Annotated in this window: 16 protein-coding genes; all 16 read right to left on the bottom strand. The window is 49.2% G+C overall.

What is annotated here, in order from left to right; translation table 11 throughout:
• Nucleotides 1-2: 2 nt before the first annotated feature.
• Nucleotides 3-1202: a UDP-N-acetylglucosamine 2-epimerase gene (neuC, locus tag B076_RS0104400; protein WP_028486242.1), complete on the bottom strand. Its 1200-nt coding sequence runs from the start codon at nt 1200-1202 to the stop codon at nt 3-5.
• Nucleotides 1195-2196 carry an N-acetylneuraminate synthase gene (gene neuB / locus B076_RS0104395; RefSeq protein ID WP_028486241.1) on the bottom strand — a complete coding sequence of 334 codons (1002 nt, stop codon included), beginning with the start codon at nt 2194-2196 and terminating at the stop codon, nt 1195-1197. The genes neuC and neuB overlap by 8 nt, the downstream gene beginning before the upstream one ends.
• Nucleotides 2193-3362, bottom strand: coding sequence for a DUF2920 family protein (locus tag B076_RS0104390; protein ID WP_157753511.1), 1170 nt, complete (start codon nt 3360-3362; stop codon nt 2193-2195). The genes neuB and B076_RS0104390 overlap by 4 nt, the downstream gene beginning before the upstream one ends.
• A gap of 6 nt (nt 3363-3368) precedes the next feature.
• Nucleotides 3369-4046 carry an acetyltransferase gene (locus tag B076_RS0104385; RefSeq protein WP_028486239.1) on the bottom strand — a complete coding sequence of 226 codons (678 nt, stop codon included), beginning with the start codon at nt 4044-4046 and terminating at the stop codon, nt 3369-3371.
• Nucleotides 4039-5223 (bottom strand): LegC family aminotransferase, encoded by a 1185-nt coding sequence (locus B076_RS0104380; protein WP_245566315.1) that lies wholly within the window; start codon nt 5221-5223, stop codon nt 4039-4041. Before B076_RS0104380 ends, B076_RS0104385 begins: the two co-directional genes overlap by 8 nt.
• Nucleotides 5216-6211 carry an NAD-dependent 4,6-dehydratase LegB gene (locus tag B076_RS0104375; RefSeq protein WP_028486237.1) on the bottom strand — a complete coding sequence of 332 codons (996 nt, stop codon included), beginning with the start codon at nt 6209-6211 and terminating at the stop codon, nt 5216-5218. Before B076_RS0104375 ends, B076_RS0104380 begins: the two co-directional genes overlap by 8 nt.
• A gap of 90 nt (nt 6212-6301) precedes the next feature.
• Entirely contained in the window at nt 6302-7567 is a 1266-nt protein-coding gene (locus B076_RS12955) for a murein transglycosylase domain-containing protein (protein ID WP_051347165.1), read from the bottom strand.
• A gap of 53 nt (nt 7568-7620) precedes the next feature.
• Nucleotides 7621-8655: a flagellar hook-associated protein FlgL gene (gene flgL, locus B076_RS0104365; RefSeq protein WP_028486236.1), complete on the bottom strand. Its 1035-nt coding sequence runs from the start codon at nt 8653-8655 to the stop codon at nt 7621-7623.
• A 3-nt stretch (nt 8656-8658) separates the two neighbouring features.
• Nucleotides 8659-10542 (bottom strand): flagellar hook-associated protein FlgK, encoded by a 1884-nt coding sequence (gene flgK, locus B076_RS0104360; protein ID WP_028486235.1) that lies wholly within the window; start codon nt 10540-10542, stop codon nt 8659-8661.
• Nucleotides 10543-10595: 53 nt separating this feature from the next.
• Nucleotides 10596-11054 (bottom strand): rod-binding protein, encoded by a 459-nt coding sequence (locus B076_RS0104355; protein WP_028486234.1) that lies wholly within the window; start codon nt 11052-11054, stop codon nt 10596-10598.
• Nucleotides 11055-11102: 48 nt separating this feature from the next.
• Nucleotides 11103-12203, bottom strand: a complete 1101-nt coding sequence (locus tag B076_RS0104350) for a flagellar basal body P-ring protein FlgI (RefSeq protein WP_028486233.1) — start codon at nt 12201-12203, stop codon at nt 11103-11105.
• 426 nt (nt 12204-12629) lie between these two features.
• Nucleotides 12630-13340, bottom strand: coding sequence for a flagellar basal body L-ring protein FlgH (locus B076_RS0104340; protein WP_028486232.1), 711 nt, complete (start codon nt 13338-13340; stop codon nt 12630-12632).
• Between the two features lie 61 nt (nt 13341-13401).
• On the bottom strand, nt 13402-14193 hold the full coding sequence (gene flgG / locus B076_RS0104335) for a flagellar basal-body rod protein FlgG (protein WP_028486231.1): 792 nt from the start codon (nt 14191-14193) through the stop codon (nt 13402-13404).
• 29 nt (nt 14194-14222) lie between these two features.
• Nucleotides 14223-14966 (bottom strand): flagellar basal body rod protein FlgF, encoded by a 744-nt coding sequence (locus tag B076_RS0104330; protein WP_028486230.1) that lies wholly within the window; start codon nt 14964-14966, stop codon nt 14223-14225.
• Nucleotides 14967-15394: 428 nt separating this feature from the next.
• Nucleotides 15395-16981: a flagellar hook protein FlgE gene (locus B076_RS0104325; RefSeq protein ID WP_028486229.1), complete on the bottom strand. Its 1587-nt coding sequence runs from the start codon at nt 16979-16981 to the stop codon at nt 15395-15397.
• Between the two features lie 80 nt (nt 16982-17061).
• Nucleotides 17062-17751 (bottom strand): flagellar hook assembly protein FlgD, encoded by a 690-nt coding sequence (locus B076_RS0104320; RefSeq protein WP_028486228.1) that lies wholly within the window; start codon nt 17749-17751, stop codon nt 17062-17064.
• Nucleotides 17752-17759 lie beyond the last annotated feature (8 nt).

The following is a 17759-nucleotide window of genomic DNA, read 5'->3' as shown; positions in this document are numbered from 1 at the left end:
TCCTAAACACTCTGTGGTTGCCAATCGGGCAAATCATAAAACTTTTTGCCTGCTGATTTGTTTATATTACATGCAGATAAAATCTCAGCGACCTGATTTGCACTGTCTCCCGACCCGTAAAGGCTCTGCTTCTTCATTGTGACAGCCTGATGCTCCTCACTTAACGCCAACTGCAAAGCCTGCTTAATCGATTCGGTAGACTCGTCACAATCAATCACTGACGGCGAACGTAATCGGCCTTTTTGGCGGTCACCGATATTGACGGTCGCGGTCCCCATGACCGGGGCTTCAATGATGCCACTTGAGGAGTTTCCGACCACGACATCCGCGAACTTCATCAAGCTCAGATAACGCAATGAACCGAGTGTTGTCTTAAAAAAAACATTAAGTTTGGTTTGAGCAGCCCACTCTTGAACCCAGGCGTTGATTTTCTCGCCGTCCGCATCGGCATTGGCGCCGGTCCAGACCACGGTGGCTTCTTCAAACGTCTCCAAGGCGGCAAACAGGTTCTGCAACGCCTCCAGAACCTGCCCCTGAACATGCCCCCACGTTACCGGATGGTAGGTCACCAAAAACAGCGGGGAATCGATGTGGATTCCCAGATCCTGTTGCAATTCGGTTTCAGACAGTAAGGCCAATTTCCGAATCCGATCCAATCCTGGAGCGCCCACGTTAAAAACGCTATCCGGCTGCTCGCCCATCTGAATGATTCGTAAGCGATAGGATTCGGCGGCGGCAAAATGTAGGCTCGCCATTTTGGTGATGGCATGCCGAATCGCTTCGTCCACCGCTCCTTCGGTCTTTTCTCCGCCATGAATATGAGCAATCGGAATCTGCATCAGCAAGGCCGCCTGCGCAGCGGCCAAAATTTCATAACGATCCCCCAGTATCAGCAGGATATCCGGCTCAAGTTTCCGGTAAGCGTCCGCAAATCCTATGACTCCTCGACCCACCGACTGGGTAATCGCGTATTCATCGTCGCCTTCGACCAACATCGGAACCTGCGCATCCACTTCAAAGCCGTCGGCCAGAATCTGATTGAGAGTCATGCCGTGTTTTTCCGACAGGTGCGCGGCACAGGCCACCACCTGAAGCTCTAATTCGGCTTGCGCCTGAATCGCTTGCATCACGCCTGACAGCAAACCGTATTCGGCCCGCGCTCCGGTCACCACGCAAATCTTTTTGGGTTTCGATTCAGCCATCTATGCCCTCGCCGGAAGCGTAATCCCTTTTAGCCTTGCTGCCAATCAAATCATCCCACTGCTGTGCAAAACAGCCGCTGTCACTGCGTTTAAGCGTCAAGTCTTGTTCTGTCAGAATTTGCCCTTTGGTGATGGCTTTTGCCGCCACAATGCGCTTGCGGGCCACGGCCTTATTGCCCTGCTCCGAAGAAGAAGCGGTTTTTTCCCCACTTCCTAACGCCAATTCGACATGGCGTATTGATTGAACCATCTGCTTTAAAGGTTCGGGCTCAAGGCTGGCTTTATGGTCAGGGCCGGGCAAGGTGTTATCAAGGGTAAAATGTTTTTCAATGAGAGTCGCGCCCAACGCCACCGCTGCAATTGGCACCTCAATGCCCAAAGAGTGGTCGGACAGGCCTGCCGAAACGCCAAAATGGTTGGCCAAGGTCTGCATCGCCCGCAAGTTTACGTCCTCATAAGGCGTTGGATAAGCAGTATTGGCATGCAAAACGGTTAAATTGGATTTGCACAGGCCTGCTTGTTCCAGGGTTTCAATCGCCAAGCCGACCTCTTGCAGATCGCCCATGCCGGTTGAGAGAATCGTGGTTTGGTTGAAGGCGGCGATTTTTCTCAAATACGGAATGGAAAGCAGCTCACCGGAAGGAATTTTCCAGCGTTTCATGCCCAGTTGATGCAAAAAATCAATGCTGTCGTCATCAAACGGCGTCGACATGAACTCAATGCCGATTTGCTGACAATAATCAAACAGTTCGATATGATCGGCTTCGCTCAACTCCAGACGTTTGAGCATGTCGAACTGGCTCTCTTTTACACCGGTATTCTCAACCTGATAACCGGCCTGCTCGGCATCTTGCGTCACCAGTTTTTCGGTTTTAAAAGTCTGAAACTTAACCGCATCGGCACCGGCGGCCAGTGCCGCATCGACTAACCGTTTAGCCCTCTCCAGAGAACCGTTATGATTCACGCCCGCTTCGGCGATGATGAAGGTATTCATGCGGATGCCCTTTGCACTACCCGTCCGACAACCGGCAGACTGGAATAATCGAACTCATAGCGGCAATCCCCGGAATCATAGCCAATTGTAGAACGATTCATAAAATCATTTTCCGATCCGATGCGATGATCGTCGATGTGGGCATAGGCCTTGTCGAAAAAAGTCAGCATCGACAGGTTCATTCCATGTTCAATGGTTTTAATATATTGACCGTCCACATCACTGGCCTCAATGACTTCCATGTGTACATTCATCTGTTGTTGAATCATAAACGTAGCCATCTGGATTTTATGTTCGGTCAAGGCCAGTCTGTCCTTTTCAGCGTGAATAAAGTAGTAATAGGTTTCAGGCTGATATCCGGCGAACTGCCCAATCTGCTCTTCCGAAAAGGTTCTCACATAAAAACGTTTACCATCAAAGGTGTTCGGCAACCCTTTTCTTAAGGTCCAGGCCGTGCGTAAAAAGAACTTGGTCGTTATATGGCTATGGGTATTGTGTAGATATTCTTCTTTGCCGTACTCTCTTCCGACGATATAAATAAAGTTCGGCTGCGCCCAGGACGAGTTGTCAAACACCGCTCTAAAGGTATTGGGCGCAAACTTAGTCGCCAAGTTTGCAATGTAACCACCATAAGAAGAGCCTACCAAGATGACGTTATCCACAGGAATGTCGTATTGGTCAATGGCATGACCCACCGCATTGATAATATCCAGCGCCTGCAATACGCCGCCATTTTGGTATTCATCTTTACCGGGTGTTAAGGTGGCGGTAATGGCAGCCTTGCGGTTGTTCTTAGCCAAATGCTGATTCAGAATGGCAACCCCTTCCTCAATGGAATTTCCGGCAAAAGGCAGGTTGTTGGCCATAAATAATTTCTCGATCAAAGCGACATCTTCCGCTTCATATACCGTCGATTTCTGCACATCTGGTCGACTGTAAAAACAGTGATAATCCACGGTCATTGCCGCCAAACCATATTTTTCGGCCACCCTTAAACAGAACTTTTGTCGATAATCGCCCGCATCCTCCCCAAAGCCGGGGACATAAACCACCAAACCTTTGGCTGGCTCGGCTGGTTGAGCAATCAGATAGTCGGTATGGCGTGAACAATGTTCAAATCCAAGTTCAAAATCTGGGGTGGTTGGGAAACTAACTTTTTCTAACATGGGCATTCAAGATCCTTCAGGGCGGTTGCCCAGAGATTGTTTTGCGGGAGCGCCGACATAGATCCCCGCATGAGTAATATCTTGGGTGACTAAGGACGCTGCGCCAATGACCGTTTCCGGGACAATCGACCTACCCTGCAATACGGTGGCTGACGAGCCTAGAAAACAACTGTGGCCAATATGGCAATCGCCATTAACAGTCGAACGGGTTGAAAGATGGCAGTGCGCCCCGATAGAAGCACCATGCTCGATTGATGCGTAATTATTAATAATGCAATTGTGACCGATTTTTGCCAGACTGTTGACCAATGCAAAGTGCATCACCACCGTGCCTGCACCGATTTCGACTTGTCTGGCCACGCGGGCAAACGGCGAAACAATTACCGGCATCTGTCCACCCAACGCCAAGACTTGTTGGTACAACTTTTTTCTCAATTCCGCGGTTTTCAATTGGCCAACCGTAATCAAACAATTGGGGGTTTGTTGGATTAAGCTTTCCAAATCGTCATCCGTTCCGACAACCGGATAGCCCATCAATTCTTTGTATTCCGCGCCCGGCGCTTCCACAATGCCAACGATCTCATAACTTCCCGTACTTTCAACCACATCAATCACCGAGGCGCAGTGGCCGCCCCCGCCAATCAGCAATAAAGGCGTTTTGACACTATCTAAGGTATTAGCCATGACATTTCACCCCGCTGGGCAAGTTGACCACACGTTCTGCCAGCCATTCGGTTTGGGGCAATTCGCACCGCAGGCAGTCCCGGTAGATTTCCAACTGATGCATCGGTGTCCACAAAGGACGGGTTTGAATTCCGGCCTCATTGGCCTGTTGCAGGAACACATCGCGCGACGCCTGATCGGGCAGAATCAAACCGTTCAACCAGTAATTCGGCTGGGCTGATGCAAGCCCCTGCATCATGGTCAAATCCGACTGTTGGGACAGAAAATGACGGTAACTTGCTGCGAGCGTGGCTTTTTCTTGCAGAAAGCCCGGCAGACGATCAAATTGGGCCACACCTAAAGCGGCATTCAAGTTGGGCATTCTCAGGTTATAGCCGATCTCGTCATGCTCAAATAGCCAGGCGTGGGGGATTTTGGCGGTGGTGCTCAAGTGTTTGGCATGGCTAGCCAGTTCTGCGTCATCGGTCACCAACATGCCGCCCCCGCCGGTGGTCAGAATTTTATTGCCGTTGAAACTGAACACCCCCATCTCACCGAAGGTGCCGCTATGCTGGCCTTGATAAAACGACCCAAGACTTTCGGCAGCGTCTTCAATTACCTTGATACCATGTCGCTGGCAGATCTCCACGATTCTATCCATCTCGGCAACAAAACCCAAGGTATGCATCGGCACGCAAGCGCGAATCACTTTTCCCGTTTGTTTATGCACGCACATCCCGTCTTTTTGACAGGCCTGTTCATTTAGGAAATTCTCTAACGTATCGGCCGACAATCCGTACGACATTGAATCGACATCCAGAAACAGCGGATCGGCCTGCAACATCTTAATGGCATTGGCGGTCGCTACAAAACTCAGCGATTGGGTCAATACCAAGTCATCGCTTTCCACTCCGGCCACCTTCAACGCCAGAAACAATCCCATGGTTCCGTTGACTACCGCAACGGCATGTCGCGCACCGGTGTAATCGATAAAACGTTGTTCAAGCTCGGTGACAAATTGACCCACCGACGAGACAAAGGTGGAATCAATGCAGGTGTTCAAGGTCTGTTTTTCAGGCTGGCCCAAACAAGGCGCATGCAGCGGAATGAAGTCTTCACTCTGGTAGTGTTCGCGAATCATCGCAATCAGGGCTTGCGTATTGTGGACTGCGGACTGTGGATGCATGATCTCAGACATTATAGATATTGGCTTTATAACGTTTTAGGTTGTCGGCCTGGGTAAACCAGTCGATGGTTTTGGACAGGCCTGCTCGAATATCGGTTTGCGGTTCAAAACCGGTCAATTCATGAATCAGGCTATTGTCACACCACAAGCGGAATACCTCGGAATCCTTGGGGCGCAATCGCTGCTCGTCCTGAACAAATTCGACCTCACTGCCCATCAGCTCTTTGATCAGCTCCAAGGTGTCCTGCACGGAGATCTCAAAATTGGAGCCGATATTGACCGTCTGCCCGATGGTTTTCTCGGAGGCGGCGATGGCCATCATGCCGCGGCAGGTGTCCGTCACATAATTGAAATCACGGGTCGGCGAGGTGTCGCCCAGTTCAATGCGTTTTTTGCCGTTGGCAATCTGGGTGATGATCGTCGGGATCACCGCCCTGGCTGACTGTCTGGGACCATAGGTATTGAATGGACGCGCAATGCACACCGGCATTTCAAAGGCATTGAAATAAGACATCGCCATGGCATCCGCACCGATTTTACTGGCACTGTAAGGCGATTGCGGTTGCACCGGATGCTTTTCGTTGATGGGCACATATTGCGCAGTGCCGTAGACTTCGGAAGTGGAGGTGTGCATAAAACGGCTCACACCATTATCCAGACAGGCCTGCGCCATGTTCAGGGTGCCGTTGACATTGGTTTCTACATAAGAATTCGGCGCGACATAGGAATATGGAATGGCGATCAGGGCCGCCAAGTGGAAAACCGTATGGCAATCTTGGGTAATCTTTTTACACAAAAACGGATCGCGCACATCGCCACTGATGATCTCCACCTCCGCCAGCACCGGACTTTGCTCCAACCAACCCCAATCGTTAAAAGAGTTGTACAGGCATAAAGCACGAACCTTAGCGCCCGCCTCCACCAACGACTCCACTAGGTGTGAACCGATGAATCCGTCTGCACCGGTGACTAAAACTTGTTTTCCATGCCAATGATTCATGTCTTACTTTTTACTCTCTGAGTTGTTAATCGAGTTCGTTCTGCCGATACTGCGCAGAATGCCTGTCAAAACAGACAGGCCTGTTGATTTTCAAACGTCCAAAATCTGCTGATACTTGGATTTTGCCCGCAGCACCTTGTCCAGATAGCGTCGTGTCTCGTCCGAGTCATGCTCAAACCGTAACTTACGATAAACCTGACGGGGGTGCAAGCGATTAATTCTCTGGATGGCGCTCTGCGCGTCCTCGCCAAACAGTTTCAATACAGTGGAAAGTCCACCGTTATAAGAGGCAATCGTCAGCAACTCCTTGTTTTCAGGATTGCGCACCCCTGCCAGGTAGTCGTTATTCAACAAGCCTAGATAGGCCGTTCCCATGCGGATATTGTTCTGTTCATCAAACAGATCGGTTTTATTGGGCATGCCCTGTTTGAAGTCGATATGTTTATAAACGTCCTTGCCAGCTGTATGCGCTTTCAACTGCATCAGCCCCAACGCCTGCGAGCGGCTTACCGCGTCGGGTTTAAAACCGCTTTCGGTCTCCATGACCGCAAACACCAAAGACGGTTCAATCGCAAACTGTTTGGCATAGGTTTCAACCCATTGCTGATACCGTTGAACCGGCTGAGGATAATCTCTCGACACTAAAGGGATATGCACCACCAAAAACTCCCCCTCTTCATCAGTTACTTTATTAATATGATCCGATGCCAAAAGATAATCCACGTATTCAAAGGCGTTAGCCGGGTAGCGGATCGGTTGTTGCGACTGATCCAAAACCCGCTTATAGAAATACGGTCGTTTCCTGAAGCGAATCGTGTCTGTGCTCAGCAGATCCTCGGTAAAAGGCTCATCACTCAACAGTAGGCGTGACAGGGCACGTTTAAGCATTTGATTGCTCAGCCCTGCGGCTGCAAACTCCACCACCAATTCATCGTCGTACACTATTACGGTTGGTGGTGCATTCACCTCTCCACGAAAATTATCTTTCAAACTCGAGGTTTCAATTCCAGCAGGCCTGTCTGAACTTGCTATTGAAGGAGTGTTTGGTGACACACTTTTTGATCGAATGGCAACTTGCGTGGACTCTGTCAAAGAGTAGGCGGGGGGCTCAGTCAATAAATTGACAGGTTTGGTTTCTTGATCCAACGCATTAGGCTCCATCGATTCCGAACTGACTATGCCGCGGATTCCTGTGGCGTGAATCCCGCCCAATGGCAATGCCCCCTGAGAGACCGGCATAGGCGCTTTCACACGGTATTTCATCCAATCCTGAAAGCCGGAAAAGGCTCCACCTGCCACCAATAAAAGCAGCAAGGATGCAAAGACCGCTGAAAACCAAGACAGTGAATTTTTCACAAAAAAACCTCCATTCAGGAGGTTTTAGCAAAACGAAGGCCAATCTTAAAAAATTAACGCAAATAGTTAAACAGCGACATATCCTGTACACGCGTAAACACCTGCTGTGCCATCTGTAAGGCGTTTTGGTTTTTGGTCAATTCAGTGATGCCCTTTACCAAATCCATATCTTCCAAAGTCATACGACGCTCCTCCAAAGAAATCTTGAAAGATTCGCCAGCGTCATACTGAGACTGAATTCGGTTTTGACGCCCGCCGATTTCAGCCTGAACCTGAGACAATTGCACCAGCGAGCTGTCCATGTCATCAACCAAACTATCCGGTGGTGGATCACCGTTTTCCAGGGTCTTTTTAAATTCCACCAACACATTCAGGATATTGGCATCCGGTTGATTAGCCAAGGGAGCTCCACCCACCACTCCACCAGTAAATACCGTGGTCGGATTCAGCACCTGAAATACCTTGTCGCCATTATCGGTCACACGCACACGGCTGGTGTCACCTAAATCGTCCGGATTGAGTTTATTGTCGGCATCGAAACCGATCTGCAAAAAGCGCGAACCGAAATTCGCCTGCGGATCTTCATCCGCTCCGGCATTGGGACTGCCGATGTAAGCGTAGTAACCCGGATTATTGACGTCTTCCACAAAGGCTTCATCCACATTGACGCTGTTGCCGGCAAACAGTTTTTCACCTTCCGAGTTGGTGTAGTTCATCATACTGGCGACCTGATTAATAATCTGCCCAATCTCTTCCGCAGTGGCCACCCGGTTCTCCGGGTTATAAGTACCGTTATTCATCTGAATCGCCAGTTCACGGGCACGTTGCAAGGATTCAATCGTATCCGCAATCGCTGTTTCTTCTTGTGCCAGCTGGGATTTGGCAAACTCACCGTTTTTGGCGTATTGATCAATGGTGTCCATCGTCCGGTTCAAAGAATGAATTTGGGCTGCCGCCACCGGGTCATCACTGGGTGCATTGACGCGTTTACCAGAACTCAGTTTATTCTGCGTATCCAATACACCTTCCTGGTGGCTTTGTATGGAGCTTAATCCTTGATTATGGAACATATTGGTTGAAATTCTCATCTCTTATCCCCTTACCGCACCTAACAAGGTCTGGAAAATACTTTGCGAGGTGGCGATGATTTGCGCCGAGGCCTCATAAGCTTGCTGAAAACGCATTAAATTGGCCGCCTCTTCATCCAGACTCACCCCTGAAATCGACTCTCTTTGATTCATCATCTGATCGTACACATTGGTTTGCGCCGTCAATTGAATTTCGGTACCGCGAACGTACATACCGGCATTGCTGGCCATTTTAGAATAACCGCCCAGCAAGGTTTCTGTGGGCTGACCGCTACCATCTGAAAACAGCAGACTTTTCGACTGCAAATTCGCCAAGTTCGCCATATTCACGTTGTCACCATAAGCTGCAGCCGCAGGTGGCTCATCATCAATCGAACCGTCAGCACTGGCATCAATCGAGCTCTGGCCGCGAGTGGCCAACTCATTGGTATCCTGCACCATGGTTTCAAACTGATCCAACATCGCCTGATGCGGTTTCACCAAAAACGAATCCCCAGCTCCTGTGGTTCCAGAGGCACGAATGGTGCTCAAATCGAACTCCAATCCGTCAAGCTGAAACCGTCCTGAATTGGCCGGCACTTCAACCGCGGTGCCACTGATGTCTTCACCAGTTTTATAATCATAAAAACTGAAACTGGCCGGGTTATTTCCGTCCGATTTAATGATGTATTCACGCGCGACAAATTCCCCTACCGCACTCAAAGCGGTATTCAGATAGCCTTCTTTTTCGCCATAAGTCTGGGGCTGGTCATCCAAATTCGTAGGAGGCGTGGCGGCAGACACATTATTGGTATAAGGCGGTTCAGACACCGTGGCATTTGGATTAAAGCTCACCGAGATATTGGAACCGTCCTCGGAACCTACATTGGTATCCGCACCCAAAGCGCCGTTGACCTGCAAAGGGGCAAAAAATTCCTGTCCCGGGTTGCCATTCAGATCCCAGCCCTGGTAATGCTGCCAGTTCACCGATGAAACCAAGCCATTCAAGGTCAGACCCAAATCATTTTGCGCCTGGTCCAGCATGTTACTGCGAAAATCCAACACGCCACCTAACTGCCCGCCTGAGATTCGGTCACTGATCACATGATCGGTGCCGCCGATGTTCATATAAACTTCCATACGGTTGTCATTCGTATAAGGGCTTAAATCGGCTTTGAGCGGGGTAATGGTATTGTCGCTCAATAACGGCAGTTGCCCGTTTGCGGTATGGATGTCGATACGCCCGTCACTTTGCGGAAACGTCTTGATGTCAATGTAACCACTCAATTCCAGTATGGCTTGATCGCGTTGATCCAAAAGGTCGTTAGGGGGTTGTGCGCCGGTATCCAATGACCGGGTCACCTCTTTATTGATGGCGTGAATGGTCTGCAAACGATCATTGACTTCACCCACCAAATTGGTCACTTGGGTATTCACCTGTTTTTCGGTATCAACCAAAACGGCGTTCAGGTTACCGATATGGCTTTCCAGATTGCCGGACTCTTCCAATAACATCTGGCGACTGGTGTCCGAAGTCGGGTTATTCGCCAGATTCTGCATGCTGTCGAAAAAGCGTTGCATGAATTCCTGAATGCCTTCGTCGTTACTGGCAATGACCCCTTCCACCTGTTTGGAAAGTTGCAATTGCTGATCGTAACGCTGAACCGACGCATTGCTGCTATTCAACTGGGTTTGAATATAACCAGCCTGAATACGCAATACCGTATCGACACTCGAACCGCCGCCATTGTAGATCGGCCCGATAATACCCGCCGAATTGCTGGATATCTCCGCCCTCTGGCGGCTATAGCCCTCCGTCCCCACATTGGCGACGTTATGGCTGGTCACATCCAGTGCGGTTTTGTAGGTATTGGCTGCATTCGAACCAATCGACAGCATATCCGCCATAATTTATTCCTTATTCTGGTCAAACATTGAAACTCAACACAGCCACACTTTTTCTATTTTAATTTTCTCAAGGCCAAGGCCTCTTGGGTAGACTGCACACCTTCGGACTCTTTCGGCTGTGGCATGGTGGGCGTCTGTTTCATGTCGCTTTCCTGCCATTTTGACACCATTGATTCACGAGGCGCAAGTTGTTCAACTATTTTATCGGCAAATCCCAGCGTTCCTTTAGCAGAAAGATCTTGTGCCAACTGTTTATCGTACCAATCTTTGTAAGTATCACCGCTGTCGCTGTCCAGCCAACCGTCATCAAAACTGACTTTACGCGCTTCCTTGAGTATCTGTTGCACAAACAACGCCTCGAACTGCTCGGCTACCGGACGCAAGGCTGCACGTTGATCTTCCCGTGCTTCCCGCTTCAGGTCGTTCAGGGCACCAATGTCCGTATAGTTATTATAGTTCTTTGGACCTGAAGCCTGATTGGGCGACAAGTTGATTAAATCAGCACCGCTCATGGTTTTCTCCTTAAATGGGCGCTTTGCGCCACACTCGTATCAATCTCTCTAAATAATCATCAAGTCGGCTTTAAGTGAACCGGCTTGTTTCAAGGCTTCCAAAATGGCAACCAAATCGCCGGGAGCCGCGCCAACCTTATTCACCGCTTGCACGATATCATTTAATGAAACCCCTTCCGGAAACTCAAACATGCGCCCACTGCCGGTGGATTCAATCGCCACATCGCTTTCTGGTGTCACCGCAGTGTTGCCACCTGCAAACGGATTAGGTTGGGAAACATCCTGATTTTCACCGATGCGCACCACCAAGCCACCGTGAGTCACCGCAGCCGGACTGACGCGAACGTGCTGCCCGATGACCACGGTACCGGTTCTTGAATTGACAATCACTTTTGCGGCTTCCTGACCCGGCGTGACTTCAATGTTTTCCAATACGGACAAAAAAGCGACACGCTGATTCGGCAAACGCGGCGCCATCACCTCGACCGACTCGGCATCGATGGCACTGGCGGTGCCCTCACCCAAAAGCTCATTGATGGAATTGACCAAATTAGTAGCCGTTGTAAAATCGGCATCCTTTAAGTTCAAGGTAATGCTGTTGCCCAAATCGAACCCGGTATTGACGGTTCGCTCCACCATCGCGCCGTCCGGGATTCGCCCTACACTGGGGATATTGATGGTAATGCGTGAACCGTCGGCTCCGCTCGCATCCAAGCCCCCTACAACCAGATTCCCTTGCGCCAGGGCATAGACATTGCCGTCCACCCCTTTAAGCGGAGTCAGTAACAATGTCCCACCCCGCAGGCTTTTGGCATTACCCAAAGACGAAACCGTGATATCTATTTTCTGTCCCTGCTTGGCAAACGCGGGCAACTCAGCATGAACGGCCACTGCCGCGATGTTTTTTGAATTGGTTTTGACGCCGGCCGGCACATGAATGCCGAATTTATTCAGCATGCTGAGCAAGCTTTGCTCGGCAAACGGCGTCTTGTCCCCAGAGCCATTCAAGCCCACAACCAATCCGTAGCCCACCAGTTGGTTCGCTCGAACCCCACCGACATTGGCTAGATCCTTGACGCGCTCCGCATAACTTTGACCGCTCCAGATCATTAGCAGTGTCAAAATCATGACAAATTTCCTGGTCATCATAGTCATTCTCCTTGAGTGACGGAATTTCTGGTAATTAACCGCCGTTTTTTAGTGTATTTATAAGTAAAACGGGGGATATTTTTATTGTTAGAAACTATTTAGCAGAGGCTGTGCCAAAACGCTCGATTGTCTCATTTTATCTTCAGTCATTCTGCCAAAGGGAACTTAAATAGGGAGTTTTTCTTTAAAAATCAGCAGGCCTGCTCATTTTGGATTGGTCCATATTCACCCGCAACTCAGTCAGGAAAACATCAGAAAAAACGGGAAAAGTATCAAAGAAAAAACCGACCTGCAAAAAGGAGATTAGAAAAACAGGCCGGTGTAAAGGGAGTTCCGCGTCTTTAGCCTTGCACAGACTCTGCGCATTCCTACTAAAGACGACCGGATAAATTCAAATTATAACAGCAACTTAGAGACTGTAAAGTTTTATATTGGCCAATACTTGTTCATCCATTGCGTCAAGGCGCTGGGGCGGTTGGTATCGCCGGATACACCCACGTCCTTATACACCAGACGCACATCGGCGACTTTGGTCGAGTCGATGGTATTATCCGGACGGATATCCTGTGGACGGATGATTCCGGCAAACTGAATCAACTCATCCCCTTCATGAATGGTTAAACGTTTTTCACCGCGTACCACGAGGTTGCCGTTGGAGATGACCTCCACGACCGTCACCGCAATGGAACCGGTTAGGCTGGAATTCTGTTTGACGTCACTCTTGCCGGCAAAGGCACCGTTTGAGCCATAGCCAACGCCCAGGGTTCCAAATTCCGAAGCCATCTGACCGGCACTGCGCCCAAACACGTTCAATGGCGTACTGACGCCAAAATCTTGACTGTTGGATTTATTGTATTTGGCTTCGTCTTTCTTTTTGGCATCAAACTTTTCAGTCAGGCTGATGGTGATAATGTCGCCGATTCGATGGGCACGTGAATCATCAAACAACGTCATGCCACCGTTTTGATAAAGCGATCCATTCTGGGTCTGCGCCTGCTGGGGAATATTTAACGGGTAGCTGGGTTCATAGCTGAAATTTTCAACCCTTTCCGGCGTTGAGCTACAGCCGCTCAACGTCAAAAGCGAGACAATGGCCACCCATCCTAAAGTCTGCGTCCGTTTTGTAAATGTGTTCATCTCACACCTCTCGTATTCATTCTGATCATCTAGCGAACTGTATTTTTATTCGTTATTTTCATTAGGTATTGTTATTTAGATACTGCATCATGCCATCGGCGGCTGAAATGGCTTTTGAATTCATTTCATAGGTGCGCTGCGCTTCGATCATGCCAATCAGCTCTTCGACCGTATTCACGTTTGAAGCTTCAAGTGCGCCCTGCAAGACCCCACCTGCCTCGGCAGTTTGCGGATTATTGACGTTAGGTACACCGCTTGCAGTGGTTTCACCATAGAAGTTTCCACCCAAAGACTCCAGACCGGCTGGGTTGATGAAGGTCGCCAACTCCAACTGACCAACCTGGTTCTGCTGAACATTGCCCGGCTGTGACACAAACACCGCACCATCCCGGGTAATGGAAATCTCGGTGGCATCTTGCGGAATATTGATATTGGGCTCAACCAGATAGCCCGACGAGGTCACGAGGTCACCATTCTGATTCACCTGAAAGGAACCGTCTCGGGTATACATCAGATCACCGTTGGCATCCAACGCTTGAAAAAAGCCTTTCCCTTCGATAGCGATATCCAATTGGTTATCGGTCACCATGATATTACCCTGGGTATGGATTTTCTGAACCCCCACTGCTTTGACCCCGGTTCCCAACTGCAAACCGGAAGGTAAGGTATTGGCTTCATCCTGAGTGGCCTGAGCTCCTGGCTGACGCACATTCTGATAAATCAAGTCATCAAATTCGGCACGGCCGGCCTTGTAGGCATAAGTATTGGCATTGGCCAAGTTATTGGAAATTGCGGCCAATCGAAACTGCTGAGCTTCCAGACCGGTTTTTGCCACATATAATGCTCTGTTCATGGTTCTCTCCTAATTCTCTGTTTCAGCTATTATTTCAACGACAGCAATTGATCGGATTTTTGAGCATGGCTCTTGGCGGTGGACATCATCTTCACCTGCATCTCGTATTTTCGCGAAAGCTCAATCATGTTCACCAAAGCTTCCGCTGTGTTCACATTACTGCTTTCCACCGCGCCACTGACCACTTTGACAATCCCTTGATCAAGTGGCTCCGCTCCGGGAAGTTGGCGGATAAAGCCATCTTCACCTTTTTGCAGCTGCTTCAAATCCGGCTGGACTAAACGCAATTGGTCCAATACCACCAATTCGTTGCTCGGTGACCCCTCCGGCACAATCGAAATGGTACCGTCATCGCCAATGGTAATGTTTTTGGAAGGCGGGATATTGATCGGCGCCCCGCCGACATTCAAAATCGGATTGCCTTTGACATCGACCAAATCACCTTCCGCCGTCAATTGCATGCTGGCGGTGCGTGTATAGGCTTCATCGCCCTGCGGCGTCAAAATAGCCAAAAAACCATCCTGCTGAGTCATCACATCCATCTCACGCCCAGTCACTTTCAAAGCGCCCGGCGTAAAATCGGTCGCCGGCCGCTCATCCAAAGAATAGGTTCGAGTATGCCAGCCAGGGCCCTGCATATGCTGAGCACGGAATTCATTAAAATCCTGCTTGAATCCGTCCGTGCTCGCGTTCGCCAGATTGTTGGTATTGTTGGCTTGCGACAACATCACCTCTTTGGCCCCGCTCATTGAAATGTATAGCATCCGATCCATAACGACTCTTCCGGTTTTGTTGCGTTTATTTGGTCTGGGAAATCTCATTCCTTATCTGTCATCTCGACCGTAGTGGAGAGATCTCTCAAACCTTAATAGATTTCTCGCTTTGTCCGCGCCCTTAGAAAGTACCCTTGGGGTGAAATGACATAAATGACGTCATCCCGACTGAAGCAGAGGAATCTTTAAACCGTCAAAAAACGGTATTTCCCTTGTGTGTTTAGCGAATTGTCTTTTTTTTGACACTTTATTTATTATTCGAAAAGTATTTAGCAGGCACCATGCCAACTTCTCTAAAAAGAAAACTAAAGATTTCAGAAACAAGCCGATAACTTGTTATGGGAGAGTGTTGCCGGGCGGCAAAAAAGAGCCGGCAAGAAATTGCCGGCTAAGACCAGAAAAAAATCGTTTTAAATTGTCTAATTAAATTAAAGCTGCAAAATGGTTTGCGTCAGTGTCTGCGAAGTTGAGATCACCTGAGCAGAAGCTTGGTATGTTCTTTGTGTTTGAATCATATTGACCAGTTCAGCAGCCACGTCCACATTCGAATATTCCAATGAACCGGCATTGATCGCCCCCATCCCGCTGCTTTGTGGCGTGCCCAACTGAACCGCACCCGATGCAAAAGATTCCGCATAGGTTTGACCCCCAAGTTTCTGCATGGCGTTTTTATCAGAGAAGTTGGCGATGGCTAACTGAGCTACCGGTACCGAGCGCCCGTTAGAATAACGCGCTTCAATCACACCGTCTAACCCGGTATTCAAACCGACCAAATCCCCAATGGCATAACCATTCTGAGTCACACCACGCAAATTGTATGAACCGGCGAATTGGGTCATCTCTTCAAAATCCACTTCTATCTGGAAATTATCCGGTGTTCCTGTCAACTCTCCCCCTAACGGATCGGTTGCACCGGTAAGCGGATTATCGATAATGAAGTTTAACGTAGGGCTTCCCGCCACAGCGGTAAAGTTCAACTCTTGCGCAGCCGTCGGCACCGTATCTTCGGCATCGGCCACACCCAATGTTGTAATACCTGCCGTCAAATCCGGTTCATAGGTTCCGATGTAATTTCCGTTGGTGTCGAATCTCAACTCGTAAAGCTGGCCTGCTGCAGTCGGGTCACCCGCCGCAGCAATCGGTAACCCCGTTGTTGGATCTACCGGATTACCGGCCGTATCCGACAAATGTCCGGTGATATTGCCTTCCTTATCGGTAATGGTGTATTGCACAATCCATGAGGTGTACTTCTCACCACTGGCTGCAACAGTATCCGGCACAACATCACGCTTGTAAAAATTGGCGTTTAGCGTATGTTCGCCACCCAGACTGTCGTGAATCGTCTTTTTGGTTGAGAAATCTGGAAAACCTTCATATTGACCGACTGAAGTACCGTTATTCTCCGGATCCAACAGACGATTTAAATTGTCCCCAGCACCAACGGAGTCATCCGTCACATCGGTGCCCGCCACGGTGCCGGTTGGATCCACATTATGAATCGCCTGGCCGTCCAGGTTGATGTCGAAATTCATCTCATCGGTGGCTTTTGGGATTTTATTCAATTCATCCAAATCGATTGAACTCAATGTGGTGTCAAAAACTGGAGACGTCTCAGTTGAAAGCGCCTGATTCAATAAATACCCCTGAACCTGATTGCCCTCTTGATCCGTTAAAAACCCTTCTTTGTCGAGTTTAAAGGAGCCGTTTCGGGTATAGACATTGTCGTAACGGTCGGTTTTATCATCCAGGACAAAGAAGCCTTCACCGTCAATCGCCATATCCAATTCACGGCCTGTTCCGTTGATGGTACCTTGTCCAAAATCCTGCGTAATGGTCTCCACACGCGCACCGTTACCGGCCGAGTTCTGGGAACCTGAAAACATATCGGCAAACTCGGCACGTGAGCCCTTAAAACCGACAGACTGCGCATTGGCGAGGTTATTGGAAATTACACCCAGCCCGGTTGAAGCCGCATTAATACCACTTAAGGCATTTAAATCGTATGATACACCCATGATTTTCTCCTAGTATCCGATCCAATTAAGAATAGTTATCTGTTTTATTTGTTTAAATTATTTAAATGATCAGCATCAAGTCAGCCGCTGATTTCCCTGACATCATCCATGCTCACTCGCTCGCCTGTTGCCAGGGTTAAAGCGATGGAACCATCCGAATTCACACCAACTGAATTCACTCTTGACCCCACCACGGTATCAATGGATTTCAAGTCGCCATTCTCGTCAGTGCCGTAGGCGGTTAGGCTGTAAAGGCCATCCGCCCTTTCGGCGCCAACATCATCCAAACCGTCCCAGTCGACAATCTTTTCGCCTTCCTGCAAGGAACCGGCATCAATTTCTTTGACAATGCCATTGGCATCGGTAATCACCACTTTGACATCAGACAGTGGCTGATCGCTAGACAAACTAAATTGGGAGGCCTGTCCCTGCGTATGCGAGAAGTCTTCACCATTCACCTGAACGTTTTTACCGATCAAAGCCGCTCCCTGCAAAGTCTGCATGTTTTGAAAACCCATGGTCATCGCCATAATGGATTCAGTCATCTTGTTGGTCGATTCCAACTGACTCATTTGTGTCAAATCGGACACAAAACTGGTTGGATCCATCGGTTTAGAGGGGTCCTGATTCTGCATCTGCGTGGTCAGCAGCATCAGAAACTCAGCCTGCCCCATTTCATTGCTGGGCGCTGAAGAAGCCGGATTTGAACTCTGCTGCATTGCAGCCATATAGTCCGTCGAACTGGTATTAATGGTTAAATTGTCTGCCATGACCTATC

Source organism: Thiomicrorhabdus chilensis DSM 12352, from assembly GCF_000483485.1.
GTDB classification, from domain to species: Bacteria; Pseudomonadota; Gammaproteobacteria; order Thiomicrospirales; family Thiomicrospiraceae; genus Thiomicrorhabdus; species Thiomicrorhabdus chilensis.
The sequence above is the reverse complement of the archived record's forward strand: the minus strand, read 5'-3'. Positions and strand labels throughout refer to the sequence as shown.